A 17,980-nucleotide genomic window follows, 5' to 3' on the forward strand; every position below is an offset into this window, starting at 1 on the left:
TATCTTGGGGGAATAAATTCTGTAATAACAATGTTACAATATTAAAAATATCTTTTTTAATATTTGTCATCATTTCTTAAGAAATAACAACTTTTAAGGAAATTCTAAGGTTTTTTAATCGACAGGCAAATAGCTATCTTGCAGGCATTTTTATGGCAAAAAAAATCCTTTATCTGAGTGGTTACCAATGGACCTGTATCCTTTATCTGGCTGTTGCCCTTTTTTGCTGGCAGCTTAAGTATTTCAGGCATATAGATAATAACTACCTTATCTTTCGCACGTCGTATTATCACTTCAAAGATCACCTGAACCTGTACCTGGAGTATCCTAAAGAATATTATGATATTTTCATATATGGCCCTGCATTTACCCTGCTGATAGCACCTTTAGCCTTAATGCCCGAAGGCTGGGGGTTTTTCATTTGGGAAATGGGTAACGCTGCGGCGTTTTTGATGGCCATACACCTGCTGCCATTTAATAATAATATAAAAACATCTATCCTGTTACTATGCGTTATCGAATTTGCTAACGCATCGCATTACATGCAGTTTAACCCCATTATAGCGGCTATTATTATTATAAGCTTTATAATGGTTAAAAGGCAAAAAGAACAATATGCTACCCTGCTCACCGTATTTGGCACATTGATAAAGCTATACCCCATAGCCGGGCTGGCCTTTTTCGTATTCTCTAAAAACAAGTTAAAGTTTGTGGCCTGGTCGGTAGTTTGGCTGGCAGTACTATTGGTGTTACCGGCAATCATATCGGGCCCGCAGTTTTTATTGCAAAGCTACCATGATTGGTACACCGCATTAACCGCAAAAAGCAATTTGAACGAAACGCTCACCAGCGGGCAGGATTGGTGTATTATGGGTGTTGCCCGGCGTTTAACGCAAAATGCTGCGCTGCCTAATTGGCCATTCTTTTTAGGCGGGGTGGCTATATTTGGCGGTGCACTTCTCAGGTTTAAGCAATACACCTCACTTAAATTCCAGCTCCAGGTAATGTGTTCGGCATTGCTGATGGTGGTACTGTTCAGCACGGGGTCCGAGCATCCAACGTTTATTATTGCGGTGGCAGGTGCAGTTATCTATATCATGATGCAACCCAAGCCATTTACCAGATTCAATATTGTAATGCTGGTGTTGTTACTCGTAGTAACCGGGCTTGGCCCGTCGGATGCGTTCCCGCGCCCGGCGAGGGTTTTTATGCAAAACTACGCCATAAAAGCTTGGCCCTGCATTATCATGTGGTTCATTATCAGTTACGGGTTGCTGTTCAAAGATTTTATTAGTGATGACCTGCCGCCTGAAAGTTTGGATAACCCGATTTTGCCTGAGCTTAAAGCTGATTAAAAAAGTTATAAATCTATTTTTTATCTTAAAATAGCTAAAACACTCTGATAATAGCCAGTGTTTAACTCATCGGCGGCGCACAAACCTCTCTGAACATAATTGTCAAATAAGATTTATTCAAAAAATTAAGATTAATAATATATTTTAATGTTAATCTTACATTAATTGAACGATATTTTTTATAATTTACAAAAAATATCGGTTATTAGGCCTTTGTTTATATTGCTACTGGTATCTCTTATAGAATTACCGGCATTATTAATATTAATCTGACTCTATTTTATGTATCAATCGCAACATTTCGACAAATACAATTTAATTAACGGCGTTTGGGACGAAATGTACAGCGAAAACAGCACCGTACGCGATCATTATCAAAAGGTGATTCAATATTTATCACAAGAGTCGCCGGATGACCTTGCAAAAAAAGAAGAATTGGCCAAAAGACTGTTTATGACACAGGGGATTACCTTCACTGTATACAATAGCGGCGAGGGGATTGAAAAAATCTTCCCGTTTGATATTATCCCGAGGGTTATTACCGCCACCGAGTGGGCTTTTGTTGAAAAAGGAATTAAACAACGCTTAACTGCACTTAACTTATTTTTAAAAGACATTTATCACAATCAATTCATAGTAAAAGACGGAATTGTACCTATAGATATCGTATACTCCTGCCCGCATTTTTTGCGGGAAATGTATCAGTTGGATGTACCGTACGATGTGTATGTACATATTGCAGGGATAGACCTGATCCGCGATCATGACGGTACTTTTTATGTGCTGGAGGATAACCTGCGCACTCCATCGGGCGTAAGTTACATGCTCGAAAACAGGGAAATAACCAAACGCCTGTTTCCCGATCTGCTGCCCAATTGCGGCGTACGCAGTGTTACAGAATACCCGTCCATACTCTATAAGAACCTCTTGTCGCTATCGCCAAGGCAGATCAGTAATCCAACTATCGTTTTGCTGAGTCCGGGTATCTATAATTCGGCCTATTTTGAACATACCACCCTGGCCCGTTTAATGGGTGTTGAGTTGGTAGAGGGCCGCGACCTGGTGGTGAACAACCATAAGGTATATATGAAAACCACCACCGGCTTGCAACAAGTTGATGTGATCTATCGCCGGGTTGATGATGAGTTTTTAGATCCGCTGGTATTTAACCCTAATAGTGTATTGGGTGTAGCCGGGCTAATGGGTGCTTACCGTAAAGGTAATGTGGCTATCGTAAATGCCATAGGTAACGGCGTAGCGGATGACAAGGCTACTTATATCTACGTTCCGGATATGATTAAATACTATCTGAACGAAGAGCCGATATTAAAGAATGTGCCCACCCATCGTTTAAGTAATAAAGATGAGCGCGACCATGTGTTCAAGAATATCAACACCATGGTGGTCAAAAAAACCAACGAAAGCGGCGGCTACGGGATGCTCATGGGGCATGCATCAACAGAAGAAGAAATAGAGAAATACAAACTGGAGATACTGAAAGACCCACGTAATTTCATCGCGCAGCCCACTATCAGCTTATCGGCAGCGCCTTGTTACATTGGCGGGGTATTACAGCCAAGGCGTATCGATTTAAGGCCTTACGCCCTTTGCGGCCCGGATGGTATTGAGATTGTACCCGGCGGTTTAACCCGTGTGGCCTTAACAGAAGGCTCACTGGTGGTAAATAGTTCGCAGGGTGGTGGTAGTAAAGATACTTGGGTGCTGGCGTAGTTAGCCAAAAGCAAAACGAGTCAGGAACCAAGACCAAACGAAAAAATTAAATTCGAAATCGAACTTTCGAAATTCGAAATAAAAAGCATATATGTTAAGCAGGGTAGCAGCAAGTTTTTATTGGTTAAGCCGGTATATTGAACGGAGCGACGGTATTTTAAGAATGCTGAAGATCAACTATGCCTCATCGCAAGATTCGGTAGATGGGTTTAGCTGGGAGCCGGTGATCCGTATATTTAGCGGGCCCGATGAAGAGTTGATGACTAAGTTAAATAACGATAGCCGGGCGGTGTTAAAATACATGGTAATTGATAAGGAGAACCATAATTCTATCCTTAACATTATTACGCTTGCGCGCGAAAATGCCCGTAGTGTGCAAGAGCATATCCCTAAAGATCTTTGGCAATGTTTGAATGAATATTACCATACCGTAAAGGAACCCCGCATTGCATCGGGCCTGAAAAAAGATGACCCGATTGGTGTGCTGGATGTACTGATCAAACAAGTGATGCTTTACTACGGTACAGCCGAAATAACCATGGAGCGAGGCCAGGGCCGCAGTTTTATGAATATTGGTAAATACCTGGAGCGCGCTATCCAGTCGATAGATATTTTAGATGTTAAATATGGGCCGCTAAACGCTAACCCTAACCTGCTTACCGATATAACTTATTGGAAACACCTGCTCATGTCGATAGGCGGTTATGAACTGTACCAGAAAACCTACCGCGACGGGTTGGAGGCGCAGAACGTACTGGAACAGGTTATTTTGAACAATGATTTTCCGCGGTCGGTAATTTATTCGGTTAATAACATCCAGCGGTATTTTGACAGGTTAAAGAATAACAGCAACGTGAATGATTACCGGGAGATCTCGTTCCATATTGGCCGTTTACAAAGCAGCATTAAATACAGTTCGGTAAAAAGCATCGGCCAGGAGGGGTTACATCAGTACCTCATCCGAGTGAAAGATGACCTGTACCAGATAGGTAATCAGCTTAACGAATATTATTTTGCAAATTCCTAATACAAACTGAGAATGATCTCAATTTGAAAATGTGTCGATTGAAAATTTGAAAATTACTCGATGCAACAGGCATATTCAAATTATCAAATCGTCGAATTAACTAATTACTACCATGCCCGAATTTAAAATACAGCATATCACCAAATACTCTTACGATAATTTTGTACGCGATAGCGCCAATAAGATCATCCTGTTCCCTATTGTTGATATTTACCAGGACGTGATCAAGCACGATCTCACGATTACCGGCAGCCCGCAGGTAGATACTTATGTAGATTATTACGGCAACGAAGTAGGTAGCTTTACCTACACGGAGCGTCACACCCAGCTGATCATCAACTCGCAGTTAATGGTTAACACGCATGCGCGCCCCTTACCTGTCGATACCATGTTTGCATCAGAACAGTGGACAGAACTATTCAATTTAAGGTATATCGTACCGTACATTGACTTTTTAAAGCAGGAATATTTTGAAGGATTAATAGAGTTGCAGCCCGTTGTGGAGAACGAGCGCAAAACTGAAGATACACCATATCATACCGCTCTTAAATTTTGCCAATATGTGTACAAAAACTTTGAATACATAAAGGGCGTGACCACCGTTGAAACTACCCTTGACGAGATATGGAAAATAAAGGCCGGTGTTTGCCAGGATTTTGCTCACCTGTTAATGGTGATGCTGCGCCTGGTGGGTATTCCTGCCCGGTATGTAAGCGGATACATTTGCCCTAACCGCGACGGCATGAGAGGCGAAGGCGCCACCCATGCATGGGCAGAAGCTTACATACCGGGGTACGGCTGGTTGGGGATAGACCCTACTAACAATTGCGTGGCCAATGAAATGCACGTAAGGCTGGCTGTAGGCCGCAATTTTTCTGACTGCTCTCCTGTTAAGGGTGTGTATAAAGGGTCGGCTAATCACCGGTTGGATGTGTCGGTTTCTGTTGGATATGAAGACAGCCATTTACCCCAGGAAAAAGATATATTTACCGAATCAACATTTCCCAAAGCCGAAAGTACTGCCTCAAGAAACAGTTACGCCCGGTACATGGAAATTGTGCAGCAGCAACAACAGCAGCAGCAATAACGGTTTAGATACTTTTACAAGACATGACTTACTGTTTAGGAATTAAAGTTAAAGAGGGCTTAATAGCCATTGCAGATACCCGTATTACCACCGGCACAGATACTACAGTAAAAAAGAAGATCAGCATCCTGCAAAAGGAGAATTCATCTATGTATATCATGACAAGCGGCCTGCGCTCTGTTCGTGACAAGGCCATTGTTTACTTTGATGAGCTGCTGGAAACATCAGAATTCAGCAAGCTTTACCAGGCAGTAAACGCTTTTGGCCAACAGGTGCGGCGTGTAGCTGACGAGGACAGGGCGACCTTAGAAAAAGCCGGTTTTAAGTTTGACCTGAATACCATAATCGGCGGCCAGCTTAAGGATGATGATGAACATAAACTATTTTTACTTTATCCGGAAGGTAACTGGGTTGAATTGGGCCTTGGCGCACCCTTTGTGGTAATTGGCAACTCGGGGCATGGTAAAGCAATTTTAAACCGTACAATTGATGAAAATTCGGATATGAAGCTGGCCCTAAAGGCAGGTTTCCTTTCGTTTGATTCGACCCGGGTGAGCAGTAACAACGTTGATTTCCCGATTGATGTGGCACTTTACAAAAAAGGCACATTTGAGATAGTGGAGCAGCGTTATACGCAAAAAGATATGGCCGATATATCGGCACAATGGGCAGATGAATTGAAAAGTGCGTTGAACCATATTGACGGTGACTGGATGGAAAAGGCTTTTAAAAAATTACCGAAGTAAGAGAATGAAATTTAAAGTATCGGCCGAGATCGATTATGAAGTGAAAGCGCCAAGCACGCTGATATTAAACGTACACGCCCTCCGCACCGCCCATCAAACCGTAATTGACGAGAAGTTAAGCATAGCGCCTTATTTAAAAATTGAAGAACTGGCAGCTACAAACGGCGAAAACCGGTTTGTGCGCTTAGATATCCCCGACACCGGCCCTATCAGCATACGCTACGAAGCTATGGTAGACAATTATTACGAAGTAAAAGATCACTCTAACCTAGCCGAGATCCCGGTAAGTAAATTCGACCCATCGGTATTAACCTATCTTAACCCCAGCCGCTACTGCCAAAGCGATAAACTGTACCGTTTGGCTAATAATACGTTCGGCAAGATCAGCACTTCGTTTGAGCAGGTTTTTGCCGTTACCGATTGGATCCATAAAAACGTGGAGTATTTGAGCGGCTTTACCAATTCAGAAACATCGGCCTATGATACCGTTACACAGCAAGCAGGTGTTTGCCGCGATTTTGCACACCTGGGTATAGCACTGTGCCGCGCATTAACTATCCCTGCACGTTACTTCACCGGCTATGCTTACCAGCTTAACCCGCCCGATTTTCATGCTTGTTTTGAAGCCTACTTAGGTGGCGACTGGGTTTTGTTTGATGCCACCAGGCTGATCCCGCTGAACGGGTTGGTAAAAATAGCCACCGGCCGCGATGCTGCCGATGCCGCCATAGCAAGTATATTTGGCGATGTATATTGCACCAATATAAAAGCCGCCTGTGAGTTTGTTGATGAGCAACCCTTTAAGCCCATTTACTACACCCGCTCGATATTTGACGGGGTAACCTACCTATAATTATTTGCCATAAATTTCATGCTCTGTCTGCTCAATCGCGTCAGATAGTTCCTGGGCGCGTGCAACCCAGGTGTTTTTTCCAGCCAGCGCCAGGCGCGCCTGTTGCTTCTCGGGCGTGTTATGAGTTGTCTCGAATTTAACGGCTTCTAAAAACTGCTCTTTGTTAGCGGTGATATTAATTGTCCCTTCAAAGTCAGCCATGTCGGTGCTAAAGTCGGTACTTACAACCGGCAAGCCTGCACCAAGGTATTCGTTCATTTTCATAGGGTAGATACCGCTGGTTAGTTTATTTTTAACGAACGGAATTATGCCTACAGAAAATTTTCGCAAAACACCGGGTAGTTCTTCCTGCTGTTTGGCGCCTACCAATGTTACATTCGGGAACGACTTTAAAAGATTTGCACCCTTTTGGTTCAACACCCGGCCAACAAATGTAAAGTCAGCATCGGGCATGTTTTTTATCAGGTGCGTTATCAGGTCGTAATCCTGCCGGTCGTCAATGGTGCCAATGTATCCTACATTGATTTTGCCGCTGTTAATAACCGGCGCAAAACCTTTGTTAAAAAGATCGGCTTTGGCGGCGTTCTTCACTACAAAGCAGCGTTTGGTGAATGGAGCTTTGCTATCGTATAATCCTTTTGATGAAACGATAGTGGCATCGGCCATTTTTAAAAACTCGTCTTCCATTCGCGAGCCGTGTTTTCTCAACCATTCGTTCGCACCCTTTATCTCGTCGTAACAGTGGTATATCAGTGATTTTTCACCAAACTTACGGCCATTCATTACGCCCATTGCAGGGTTAAACGACGTGAAGTTGATCAGGTCGCTGTTCATACCCAGTTTATGCAAATTCTTTTTTATTACCCTGCGTAGCAGCCATGCATTATAACGGATAGCTACATCGTAAGCCTTACCCTCAGATAAAAAGCTCACCGGGAAGGTTAGCGGCGGTGTAAGCCAATAGACCTTGCCACCATTTTCAAGCGTCAACTCTTTAAGGCGGCTCTTAACCCCAAAAACCTGTTTAAAATCTACTGCCGATTTGTGGTTTACACCCAACAGGGCATCTTTATAGGTATAAGCATTATCCACAAACAAAATCTTATTATCGGTTGATAGCACTTTCATCAGCTCAATTAAGGGCTTAATATAGTTGCCGTGCCACTCGGTTCCGCTGATACACAATACATTACGATCTTTTAACATGCGCTGATGGTATTTCGCTAAAATAATAAATAACCGCCAATCACCTAAATATATACAACAACAACAAGTGGTGATTCGGTCATTCCGGCTAATTGCTGTTTATGCTGATTAGGATATCGTGCCTTTACGGTGTTTAAACATTAATTGTTTTTTGCAATTAACAAACACTATATTTAGTAATGTATTATTTACAATGATGGAAACTGTAACCCCTACGGAAAACAATAATATCGCCACTCTGCTGGATGACGCATATGCTAACCGTATCCATAATTTAAAATATAGCGTTAAGCTTGCAAATGATGCCCTGCTATTAAGCCGGCAGATTGATAACAAGGCATTTATTGGCCGGAGTTTAAACCAGCTCGCCCTATTTTACATGATTCGCGGGGCTTACAAGCGTTCTGTTACGATGGCGAAGGAAGCTATTGAAGTTTTTAAGCAACTGGGTGACGAAAAGGGAATTGCAGATGCCAAATATAGCATTGCAGGTGTCTATTACAAAACGGATAATTACCACCTGGGCCTCATTAATCTTTTTGACTGCCTGGCCATTTACAAACAATTTAATGATTGCCATAACCAGGCGCGTACCTACAAATCATTAGGCACCATCTACGAATATTTTGGCGACCCTAAAAGCGCCACACGGGCGTATGAAAATGCCATTGATGCCGGGCAAAAGTTAAACGACCTGAATTTGATCTCGAACGTTTACAACCCGCTATCGGGTATTTATCTGAAAAAGGGTAAAGTGGCTAAAGCCTTACGCATTATCGAGCAATCTATTTCGATGAAGGCCAAAACCGGTGATATCCGCGGCCTGGCCTTTGCCTTATACGGCCGCGCGAAGGTTTACGCGGCCTTAGGCCGATTTGAAGATGCCGAGACAGATTTTAAAAACGCTGTAGATATCCATGTCAACGCAGGCGAACGCCTGGGCCTGGGTATGGCTTACCATAAAATGGGCGCGCTATTTATTAAGATGGGCCGGTTAGATGATGCCAAAGAAATTCTAAAGAAAGGACTGGCCTTCAGTATCAGGTTTAACATTGCTATTATTAAATTTAAATGTAATTACCTGCTTTACCAAATAAGCAAGCTGGAGCATGATACCGAAAGATCTTTAGAATATCTGGAGCTTTACCTGCACCAAAAAGAAGCGGTGATTAATACGCAAACTTTAAAAGTTATTGAAAATTATGAATTAATAACTAAGGTAAAAGCGATGGAGCAGGAGGCGCGGCTGCAAATGGAAAAGGCTGCCATTGTTAAAAAGCAGGAGCGAGCCGAGCAATCAGCCCGCATGAAGCAGGAATTTCTCTCGACAATGAGCCATGAAATTCGTACGCCTTTAAATGCGGTTACGACCATTACCTCTATGATCACCGCAAAATCCGCCTATGACGAGGAGTTGATGGAATCGTTAAAATTCGCGTCAAATAACCTCCTTTTAGTTATCAATGATATTTTGGATTTTACCAAACTGGATAACGGCAAAATGGTTGTAGAAAATTTACCCTGCACCTTAAACAGCCTGCTGGAAAGGATCATCAAAACATACAATACCCTTGCTCATGAAAAGGGGATTGAGCTGCTTTTAAAAGTTGACCCCACCCTATGCATTTGCTACGCGATTGACGAAACCAAGTTGCTGCAAATTTTGGGCAACCTGATAAGCAACGCCATTAAATATACCGACAATGGTTTTGTAACCCTAAGTATCGAAAAAATTGGTTATGACACCGATACGGATAACATCCGCTTTAGCGTGATAGATACCGGCACGGGTATACCCGAAGAATATTTTGCCGAAATGTTTGAAAGCTTCTCGCAGCCAAAATCTATCACCACGCGCAAGCAGGGCGGCAGCGGCCTGGGCCTGGCTATTGTAAAAGGCTTAACCGCGCTTTACAACAGTGATGTTAAAGTGAAAAGCACAATTGGGCAGGGCTCAACCTTTACGTTCGACCTGCAATTGAAGCGGGCTAACAGCGCCCGGGAAATTGTTCCAAAAAGCTATAATGGCCTAACCGGGAAAACCGTTTTGTTAGCAGAAGATAATATGATCAATGCTATGGTTGCCCGCAAGCTGCTTTCTAACTGGGGCATGGTATCAGAGCATGCGGTTAATGGTTTGCAGGCAGTAGAAAAAGCGCAGGCAAAGGTATTCGACTTTATTTTGATGGACATCCACATGCCAGAAATGAATGGGTATGACGCCACAGCAAATATCCGCCTGAACAATAACCCTAACTACAAAACACCCGTTTTTGCTTTAACGGCTGACATTACCGCCGAGGGTAATGACGAATTTAAAAGTTATTTCAACGGCTTTTTACGCAAACCTATCGAGATAGAAAGGCTTTATGCTGCTTTGGCACAAGCCGCCCCTTTTAACTACTAAAAAAATTATAAAACCACACACATTGTTGTTAATATTACCGTTACGGTAAAACAGTTTGTAAAAGGCTGCTGTATTATCAATATAACACAATCCTATGAAACAGTACGGGCTTATTGGTTTTCCACTTTCGCATTCCTTCTCAAAAAAATATTTCACCGATAAATTTAAAACAGAAGAAATTGAAGATGCTGACTACGAGTTATATCCCATTGAGCATATCAATGATTTGCCCCGGTTGTTAAAAGATAACCCTGGCATATGCGGTCTTAACGTGACCATCCCTTACAAAGAAACTGTTTTAGAACATTTAGACTGGATTGAACATGATGCCAAAAATGCAGGTGCGGTAAACTGCATCAAAGTAATTGCAGAAAGTCCGATATCCGCGGCTTTCTCAGGCGAAGTGGGCATAAAAGGTCATGATTTTAGGCTGGAAGGATATAATACAGATATTTACGGATTTGACGGATCGATAAGCCCGCTATTAGCAAGCTACCACGATAAGGCTTTGATACTGGGTGACGGCGGCGCAGCTAAAGCGGTTAAATGCGTTTTAGAAAACAAGGGTATCGATCATATATCCGTAACCCGCAAACGGGTAAAGGGTGGCATTTTGTTTAGTGAGTTGACGGCAGATCATATCGCAGACCACAAACTGATTGTCAATACCACACCCTTAGGCACCTATCCTAATATCGACGAGTGCCCGCCTATACCTTATGAAGCCCTTACCGGTAAGCACCTTTTATTCGACCTGATCTATAACCCTGCAATTACCCGGTTTTTGCAAAAAGGTTACGAGCATAAGGCTACTACCAAAAATGGATATGAAATGTTAGTATTGCAGGCAGAAAAAGCCTGGGAAATATGGAACGCAAAAGATTAAACGCATTTAAAGTTTTAGCCGTGTTGATAACGGTGTTGTTCCTGTATGCTTGCGGTGGCAATGCCGACTATTCGCCTAAACCAAGGGGCTTTTTCCGGATAGTTTATCCGGAAAAAACGTATCAACCCTACACAGACGGGTGCCCTTTTACGTTCGATTATCCTAAGTATACTTTTTTTGAGCCCGATAAATCGCGTAACGCACAGCCTTGCTGGATAAATATGCAATTCCCTCAATTTAATGCTACACTGCATCTTACCTATCAGCCTATTACTTCCAAAAAAGAGTTTAATGAGTTAACAGAAGATGCACATAAACTCAGTTTTAAACACACTGTAAAGGCTACGGGAATTAATACTGCCACCATCTATTATCCCGACAGGAATGTATACGGCATTTATTATTCCATCGACGGTAATACAGCATCGTCTGCGCAGTTTTATTTAACCGATAGTACCCGCCATTACCTGCGCGGTGCACTCTATTTTAATTCCGAGCCGCGTTTAGATTCTATACAGCCGGTACTTACTTTTATTAAAAAGGATGTGGATGTGTTGATCAAAACATTAAAGTGGAAGAATTAGGAAAATAAAAGAATACTATCTATCTCATTTGCTCGATAAATAGGGTAATGGTTGTGCAAAACCTTTTACCACTTTAAAGCCTTTCGCCTTTAACCATAAAACGGTACTTTTGACCATGGCTATGATCCACTCATTTGTAAATAACCCCTATCAGGAAAATACATACTTATTGTACGATGATACTTTAGAGTGCGCGATAATTGATCCCGGCATGTATACAGCGGCCGAGCAAAACGCCGTAGTGAACTTTATTAAAAATAAAAATCTAAAACCAGTGCTGCTGTTAAATACACATTGCCATGTAGACCATGTGCTGGCTAATAAATTTGTGTTTGATCAGTACGGTTTAAAACCCCAATTCCACAAAGGAGAAAGCGAAGTATTGGAGGCAGTAATTGCCTATGCCCCCGCAATGGGTTTTAAGTACGATGCATCGCCCCTGCCCGACGAATATTTGCCCGAAACAGGCGCCATCACGTTCGGTAATACCGAATTGCAGTTGATATTTGCGCCGGGCCATTCGCCCGCCCACTTATGTTTTTACGATAAAGCAGACAATCTGTTAGTTGGTGGCGATGTGCTTTTTCGTGAAAGTATCGGCCGCGCCGACCTGCCCGGGGGTAACTACAGCACCCTGGTTAAAAATATTGAAGAAAAACTTTTTGTATTACCGGACGATTGTACCGTTTATCCCGGCCACGGCCCCGAAACTACTATAGGGCATGAAAAACAACATAACCCGTATTTGTAAGTTATAAAGTAATACGTATGACGTAGTACTTTATACGAAAGCTTGACCATGTGTATTTCCGGGAAAACGTAAAACTTATAACGTTAAACATTCAACTTAATTGAATACATCTATCTATATCGCTAAAAGGTATCTGTTCAGTAAAAAGCAGACGCACGCCATCAACATTATTTCGGGCATTTCTATGCTGGGGGTTTTGGTGGGCAGTGCCGCGCTGATCATTATTCTTTCGGTATTTAACGGGTTAGAAACGGTTATTCTTTCACTGTACAGCAACTTTACACCCCAGCTGAAGATAGAACCGTTGCGCGGCAAAACCTTCGACCCTAATACGGCTTATTTCAATGCACTGGCTAAAGACAAGAGCATTGTATCGTACACCCAGGTGCTGGAGGAGAAGGCGTTGATAGAATACGCAGGCAGGCCGTTCATCGGCACGGTTAAAGGGGTAAGCGACGATTTTTTGAAGAACAGGCAACTCGACAGCACCATACAAACGGGCTCATTTACGTTAAAGGATAAAAAGGGCGAGAGCTTTGCCGTTATTGGTGCAACCATTCAGGGTAGTCTGGGTATCAATTTAAAAAATAACTTTAATTCACTGCAAATCTTCTCGCCTAAGCGTACAGCGGGTACATCAAGCCTGCCCATGAATGATTTCGTATCTCGCTCCATTATGCCATCGGGCGTGTTTGGCATTCAGCAGGATTTTGACGACATCGTGGTTACCCCCATTGAGTTTACGCGCGAATTGTTAGAAGAACCCAAAAACGTATCGTCATTAGAGATCAACTTTATGAAGGGAACCGACGTTGATGACAAGCAGGACGAAATTGCCCAAAAAGCCGGTGGCCATTTTGTAGTTAAGAATCGCAAAGAGCAAAACACCGAACTCTACAAAACCATCAACTACGAGCGGTGGTCTATATTCATGATCCTGGTGTTTGTAATGGTTATTGCTATTTTTAACATCATAGGCTCATTAACCATGCTGGTGATGGATAAACGGAAAGATATCGCCATCCTCACCAGTTTAGGAGCTAATAAAGGTTTGATCCAGCGCATCTTCTTTTTCGAGGGGATGATGATATCATTAATTGGCTGTATCATTGGGATTGCGATAGGCTTTATTATTTGTTTGATACAACAACAGTTTAGTCTGATAAAAATGGGGTCAAAAACATCAGTATTGGATGCTTACCCTGTAGCCTTCGACCCAATGAATTTTGTGCTGGTATTTTTAACGGTTATAGTCATTGCCGTTATCGCATCAGGCATCAGCGCTCGCCTAAGCGTGCAAGGGTTAGACGATATGAAGAAAGATTTGTAACAGGCAAAGACAGAAAGGTTAAAGGCAAAAGTTTCACCTATCTACTCAAAAAATATTATCAACACAATTTGCAGGGCGTTTGCAAAACAGTAGCTTTATAAAACAACGCCCAATAAAACCCATTAGCCTAACAGGCGTTAACAAATATTATGGAATCAAAACGTCAGCAAAAATTTGCCGGAGTAATTCAACAGGACCTGGCAGGGATATTTCAGCGCGAAGGAATGAACTACCTGCCGCATACCATGGTGACTATCACCAAAGTTAGGGTAACGCCCGATCTGGCCATTGCTCGTGTGTTCCTGAGCTTTTTTAACAATACTGATAATGCGCAATCGTTGCAAACGGTAAAATCACACGCTTCAGAGATTCGCTATAAACTGGGCGCGCGCATAAAAGACCAGGTACGTGTAATACCGCAACTGGAGTTTTTTGTAGATGATACCAGCGAGTACGTAGAGCGGATGGACAAGATCTTCGATAAGATAAGCAAAGAAGACCGGCAGCCGGATACAGAAGAAAATTAAGCCTTATGGACGCAACAGCGTTGTTGTCTGCTCATATAAACAAGCATAAGCCGCGAATAGGTAAGGTGGTTGATTATGAACCGGCTACAGACCGCCTTTACCCGCTCGATCTTACGGCTGCAAATACTGAACTGTCATCAGCACTGGTAGCTAATACCGCCGCTTTTGGACGCTGGATAGACAAAACTTTAGCCGATAACCAATGCCGTTACGGCGTTGGTGGTTACATGGAGCACCGTACTATTTATACCCGTAGCGTGCTTTTTGATACGGAAGATGAACCCCGCCGCTTACATTTAGGCGTAGATATCTGGGGTGGTGCGGGTATCCCTGTTTATGCCCCTCTGCCAGGCGTGGTTCACAGCTTTGCAGACAATAACCACTTTGGCGACTACGGCCCCACCATTATTTTGCAGCATGCTCTGGAGGGTTTAACCCTATACAGTTTATACGGGCATTTAAGCCGGATCAGTTTAGTAGGGCTGCAAGTAGGTCAGCCGATAAGCGTTGAACACCAAATAGCCACATTGGGAAATGTGGACGAGAACGGTGGCTGGCCGCCCCATTTACACTTTCAACTCATGCTGGATATTGGCGATGCCAGGGGCGATTACCCCGGTGTAGGCAAATTCTCTGAACAGGAATTATATCTGCAAAACATCCCCGATCCAAATCTGCTATTGCAAATTACTCATGCCATACCAGTTAAGGGTAATTTGTAACCACTTTATTATACAAACCGCTAATTGCATTTTACACATTAGTGTTTATATTTGCCATCGAAAAAACTTCATTTAAATAATATAATGAGAGAAATACAATTCAGGGAAGCGCTAAGGGAAGCCATGCAGGAAGAAATGCGCAAGGATGAGAACGTATACCTAATGGGTGAGGAAGTAGCCGAATATAACGGTGCCTACAAAGTTAGCCAAGGTATGCTTGACGAATTTGGCGCTAAACGTATTATAGATACGCCCATCTCTGAATTGGGTTTCGCGGGTATCGGTATCGGTTCGGCAATGAACGGCCTAAAACCGATCATAGAATTCATGACCTTCAACTTCTCGTTGGTAGCTATTGATCAGATCATCAACGGCGCGGCCAAGATCATGTCAATGAGTGGTGGCCAGTTCTCTGTGCCTATCGTATTCCGTGGCCCTACCGGCAACGCGGGTATGTTAAGTTCACAGCACAGCCAATGTTTTGAAAACTGGTATGCAAATTGTCCGGGATTAAAGGTTGTGGTACCATCAAACCCATATGATGCTAAAGGATTATTAAAATCTTGTATCATTGATCCGGACCCTTGTATCTTCATGGAATCTGAATTAATGTATGGCGATAAAGGCGAAGTGCCTGAAGAAACCTACTATATTGAAATAGGTAAGGCCAATGTAACCAAAAAAGGTACCGACGTAACTTTGGTAGGTTTTGGTAAGATAATGAAAGTGGTTAACGCTGCCGCCGCCGAACTGGAAAAAGAAGGCATCAGTGCCGAGGTGATCGATCTGCGTACTGTTCGCCCTATTGATTACGCTACCGTTATCGATTCTGTTAAAAAAACCAACCGTTTGGTAATAGTTGAAGAAAGCTGGCCTTTAGGTTCTATCGCTACTGAGATAGCCTTTAAAGTACAAAAAGATGCATTTGATTACTTAGATGCCCCTGTGTTACGTATAACCGGCGGCGATGTTCCGTTACCTTATGCACCAACCCTGATCCAGGAATACCTGCCAAACCCTGAGCGTGTTGTTAAAGCAGTTAAAGAAGTAATGTACGTGGCTAAATAGTATTAGCCTCTAAATATTTGGAAGCCGCTTCAGTAAACTGAAGCGGCTTTTTTGTTTCTTTCATTTAACGTTGTCAGTCTGAGTTTCTCGAAGACCTTTCCAATTTGTTAATAGTTCGATAGGCTCACCAAGATAGTTTTGTGTGGTCAGTCTGAGCCTGATTAAAACGGTCCTTTAATCAACTCAATGTCATAACTATCTTATTAATTGGCATATCGGGAAAAACCGATATATATTTGCAGTATGGATCAGGTAGAGATATTTAAGGCCCTCTCCAATAAAGCGAGACTGCAAATTTTAAATTGGTTAAAAGACCCGGAAGTGCACTTTCCGGAGCAGGCCGAAGCCGGGTTTGCTAATGGCGTATGCGTTGGCCGCATCCAAGAAAAAGTTGGCCTTACCCAATCTACCGTATCAGAATATTTAACCAGCCTGCAGCGCGCCGGATTGATCACTGCGACGCGTACTGGGCAGTGGACTTATTACAAACGTAACGAAGAAACCTTCGCGGCGTTAAGCAAACTCATCCAAACAGACATTTAATTAAAGAACTTTATGAATACAGATAGCTTATTCAAGCCATTTAGCTTGAAATCATTAAAGATAAAAAACCGCATCGTGATGGCACCCATGACGCGTTCGTTTTCGCCCAACGGTGTGCCAACAGCCGATGTTGCCGCTTATTATCGTAAACGCGCCGAAGGAGAAGTTGGGCTGATCCTTTCAGAAGGTACAGTAATTAACCGGCCGTCATCATCAAACGATGCCAGCGTACCGCACTTTTACGGTACCAACGCGTTAAGCGGATGGGAAAACGTAATAGATAGCGTACACAGCGAAGGTGGTGCTATGGGCCCGCAGATATGGCACATGGGTGTAATGAACAATCATCAGTCGGGCTGGTTGCCGCCTGTGCCGTTTGAAGGCCCGTCGGGCATCAATAAATTGGGCACAGATCCCGGTCGTACGATGACAGACTCCGATATTGCCGATACCATTGCTTCTTTTGGGCAGGCCGCTGCAGATGCCAAGGCTTTAGGTTTTGATTGTGTAGAGATCCACGGTGCGCACGGTTACCTGATAGACCAGTTCTTTTGGGATGAAACCAATCAGCGTAGCGATATTTATGGCGGTAAAATTTTGGCCGAGCGTAGCCGCTTTGCTATAGAAGTAATTAAAGAAGTACGTAAACGTGTTGGTGAAGATTTCGCAGTGATCATCCGCTTGTCGCAATTTAAACCATCTGCTTACGATTATAAAATGGCGAAAAATGGACAGGAAATGGAAGCCTGGTTAACGCCACTGGCCGATGCAGGAGTAGATATTTTCCATTGTTCACAACGCCGTTTCTGGGAGCCCGAATTTGCCGATAGCGATCTTAACTTTGCAGGCTGGGCTAAAAAGGTAACTGGCAAGCCCACAATTACCGTAGGTTCGGTTGGCTTATCAGGCGATTTCTTTGGCGCGTTTGCCGGCGAAAGCTCGCAGCCAAGTTCATTAGATGAACTGATGAGGCGTTTTGACCGTGGCGATTTCGACCTGGTTGGCGTAGGCAGGGCACTCCTGTCAGATCCGCTTTGGGTGCAGAAAACCCGCGAAGGTCATACAAACGAATTAAAAGGCTTTACCGCCGCCGCCCTTGGCGAACTGGTGGTATAATTGCAAACAAAACGGGCCTGCTTTAAAGGCGGCCCGTTTTG

At 43.2% G+C, this 17,980-nt stretch carries 17 protein-coding genes; 16 read left to right on the plus strand and 1 reads right to left on the minus strand.

The features are described from left to right. Positions 1-152: 152 nt before the first annotated feature. The 6 genes from IDJ76_RS19370 to IDJ76_RS19395 all read left to right on the plus strand — a co-directional run bounded on the left by IDJ76_RS19370 (position 153) and on the right by IDJ76_RS19395 (position 6,799). Positions 153-1,355 (plus strand): glycosyltransferase family 87 protein, encoded by a 1,203-nt coding sequence (locus IDJ76_RS19370; RefSeq protein WP_191165730.1) that lies wholly within the window; start codon positions 153-155, stop codon positions 1,353-1,355. A gap of 282 nt (positions 1,356-1,637) precedes the next feature. Continuing rightward, positions 1,638-3,086, plus strand: a complete 1,449-nt coding sequence (locus IDJ76_RS19375) for a circularly permuted type 2 ATP-grasp protein (protein ID WP_191165732.1) — start codon at positions 1,638-1,640, stop codon at positions 3,084-3,086. 91 nt (positions 3,087-3,177) lie between these two features. Continuing rightward, complete coding sequence (locus IDJ76_RS19380) at positions 3,178-4,113, plus strand: alpha-E domain-containing protein (protein WP_191165734.1); 936 nt, start codon at positions 3,178-3,180, stop codon at positions 4,111-4,113. 112 nt (positions 4,114-4,225) lie between these two features. Next, a complete protein-coding gene (locus tag IDJ76_RS19385; RefSeq protein ID WP_191165736.1) occupies positions 4,226-5,200 on the plus strand; it encodes a transglutaminase family protein in 975 nt (324 codons plus the stop codon). A gap of 23 nt (positions 5,201-5,223) precedes the next feature. Then, positions 5,224-5,946 (plus strand): peptidase, encoded by a 723-nt coding sequence (locus IDJ76_RS19390; RefSeq protein ID WP_191165738.1) that lies wholly within the window; start codon positions 5,224-5,226, stop codon positions 5,944-5,946. A gap of 4 nt (positions 5,947-5,950) precedes the next feature. Then, positions 5,951-6,799 (plus strand): transglutaminase-like domain-containing protein, encoded by an 849-nt coding sequence (locus IDJ76_RS19395; RefSeq protein WP_191165740.1) that lies wholly within the window; start codon positions 5,951-5,953, stop codon positions 6,797-6,799. Here IDJ76_RS19395 and IDJ76_RS19400 read toward each other — a convergent pair whose 3' ends face one another. Then, positions 6,800-8,005, minus strand: a complete 1,206-nt coding sequence (locus IDJ76_RS19400; protein ID WP_191165741.1) for a glycosyltransferase — start codon at positions 8,003-8,005, stop codon at positions 6,800-6,802. Positions 8,006-8,198: 193 nt separating this feature from the next. Between IDJ76_RS19400 and IDJ76_RS19405 the strand changes: the two genes are divergently transcribed. From IDJ76_RS19405 to IDJ76_RS19450, 10 genes are all read left to right on the plus strand, one after another. Further along, positions 8,199-10,412, plus strand: a complete 2,214-nt coding sequence (locus IDJ76_RS19405; protein ID WP_191165743.1) for an ATP-binding protein — start codon at positions 8,199-8,201, stop codon at positions 10,410-10,412. Positions 10,413-10,506: 94 nt separating this feature from the next. Further along, positions 10,507-11,298: a shikimate dehydrogenase family protein gene (locus IDJ76_RS19410; RefSeq protein WP_191165745.1), complete on the plus strand. Its 792-nt coding sequence runs from the start codon at positions 10,507-10,509 to the stop codon at positions 11,296-11,298. Then, positions 11,280-11,882, plus strand: coding sequence for a gliding motility lipoprotein GldD (gene gldD, locus IDJ76_RS19415; RefSeq protein ID WP_191165747.1), 603 nt, complete (start codon positions 11,280-11,282; stop codon positions 11,880-11,882). Before IDJ76_RS19410 ends, gldD begins: the two co-directional genes overlap by 19 nt. 115 nt (positions 11,883-11,997) lie before the next feature. After that, positions 11,998-12,633 carry an MBL fold metallo-hydrolase gene (locus tag IDJ76_RS19420; protein ID WP_191165749.1) on the plus strand — a complete coding sequence of 212 codons (636 nt, stop codon included), beginning with the start codon at positions 11,998-12,000 and terminating at the stop codon, positions 12,631-12,633. 100 nt (positions 12,634-12,733) lie between these two features. Beyond that, positions 12,734-13,963 carry an FtsX-like permease family protein gene (locus IDJ76_RS19425; protein ID WP_191165751.1) on the plus strand — a complete coding sequence of 410 codons (1,230 nt, stop codon included), beginning with the start codon at positions 12,734-12,736 and terminating at the stop codon, positions 13,961-13,963. A gap of 149 nt (positions 13,964-14,112) precedes the next feature. Continuing rightward, positions 14,113-14,490, plus strand: a complete 378-nt coding sequence (gene rbfA, locus IDJ76_RS19430; protein WP_191165753.1) for a 30S ribosome-binding factor RbfA — start codon at positions 14,113-14,115, stop codon at positions 14,488-14,490. A gap of 5 nt (positions 14,491-14,495) precedes the next feature. Further along, positions 14,496-15,212, plus strand: a complete 717-nt coding sequence (locus IDJ76_RS19435) for a peptidoglycan DD-metalloendopeptidase family protein (protein WP_191165755.1) — start codon at positions 14,496-14,498, stop codon at positions 15,210-15,212. 84 nt (positions 15,213-15,296) lie between these two features. Continuing rightward, on the plus strand, positions 15,297-16,280 hold the full coding sequence (locus IDJ76_RS19440; protein WP_191165757.1) for a pyruvate dehydrogenase complex E1 component subunit beta: 984 nt from the start codon (positions 15,297-15,299) through the stop codon (positions 16,278-16,280). 243 nt (positions 16,281-16,523) lie between these two features. Further along, positions 16,524-16,823: an ArsR/SmtB family transcription factor gene (locus IDJ76_RS19445; RefSeq protein ID WP_191165759.1), complete on the plus strand. Its 300-nt coding sequence runs from the start codon at positions 16,524-16,526 to the stop codon at positions 16,821-16,823. A 12-nt stretch (positions 16,824-16,835) separates the two neighbouring features. Then, a complete protein-coding gene (locus IDJ76_RS19450; protein WP_191165761.1) occupies positions 16,836-17,939 on the plus strand; it encodes an NADH:flavin oxidoreductase in 1,104 nt (367 codons plus the stop codon). Positions 17,940-17,980 lie beyond the last annotated feature (41 nt).

This window comes from Mucilaginibacter glaciei (genome assembly GCF_014773245.1).
GTDB classification, from domain to species: Bacteria; Bacteroidota; Bacteroidia; order Sphingobacteriales; family Sphingobacteriaceae; genus Mucilaginibacter; species Mucilaginibacter glaciei.

Coding starts and splice junctions, on each gene's coding strand:
- IDJ76_RS19370 (WP_191165730.1), top strand. CDS start 153: ATGGCAAAAAAAATCCTTTATCTGAGTGGTTACCAATGGACCTGTATC.
- IDJ76_RS19375 (WP_191165732.1), top strand. CDS start 1,638: ATGTATCAATCGCAACATTTCGACAAATACAATTTAATTAACGGCGTT.
- IDJ76_RS19380 (WP_191165734.1), top strand. CDS start 3,178: ATGTTAAGCAGGGTAGCAGCAAGTTTTTATTGGTTAAGCCGGTATATT.
- IDJ76_RS19385 (WP_191165736.1), top strand. CDS start 4,226: ATGCCCGAATTTAAAATACAGCATATCACCAAATACTCTTACGATAAT.
- IDJ76_RS19390 (WP_191165738.1), top strand. CDS start 5,224: ATGACTTACTGTTTAGGAATTAAAGTTAAAGAGGGCTTAATAGCCATT.
- IDJ76_RS19395 (WP_191165740.1), top strand. CDS start 5,951: ATGAAATTTAAAGTATCGGCCGAGATCGATTATGAAGTGAAAGCGCCA.
- IDJ76_RS19400 (WP_191165741.1), bottom strand. CDS start 8,005: ATGTTAAAAGATCGTAATGTATTGTGTATCAGCGGAACCGAGTGGCAC.
- IDJ76_RS19405 (WP_191165743.1), top strand. CDS start 8,199: ATGATGGAAACTGTAACCCCTACGGAAAACAATAATATCGCCACTCTG.
- IDJ76_RS19410 (WP_191165745.1), top strand. CDS start 10,507: ATGAAACAGTACGGGCTTATTGGTTTTCCACTTTCGCATTCCTTCTCA.
- gldD (WP_191165747.1), top strand. CDS start 11,280: ATGGAACGCAAAAGATTAAACGCATTTAAAGTTTTAGCCGTGTTGATA.
- IDJ76_RS19420 (WP_191165749.1), top strand. CDS start 11,998: ATGGCTATGATCCACTCATTTGTAAATAACCCCTATCAGGAAAATACA.
- rbfA (WP_191165753.1), top strand. CDS start 14,113: ATGGAATCAAAACGTCAGCAAAAATTTGCCGGAGTAATTCAACAGGAC.
- IDJ76_RS19435 (WP_191165755.1), top strand. CDS start 14,496: ATGGACGCAACAGCGTTGTTGTCTGCTCATATAAACAAGCATAAGCCG.
- IDJ76_RS19440 (WP_191165757.1), top strand. CDS start 15,297: ATGAGAGAAATACAATTCAGGGAAGCGCTAAGGGAAGCCATGCAGGAA.
- IDJ76_RS19445 (WP_191165759.1), top strand. CDS start 16,524: ATGGATCAGGTAGAGATATTTAAGGCCCTCTCCAATAAAGCGAGACTG.
- IDJ76_RS19450 (WP_191165761.1), top strand. CDS start 16,836: ATGAATACAGATAGCTTATTCAAGCCATTTAGCTTGAAATCATTAAAG.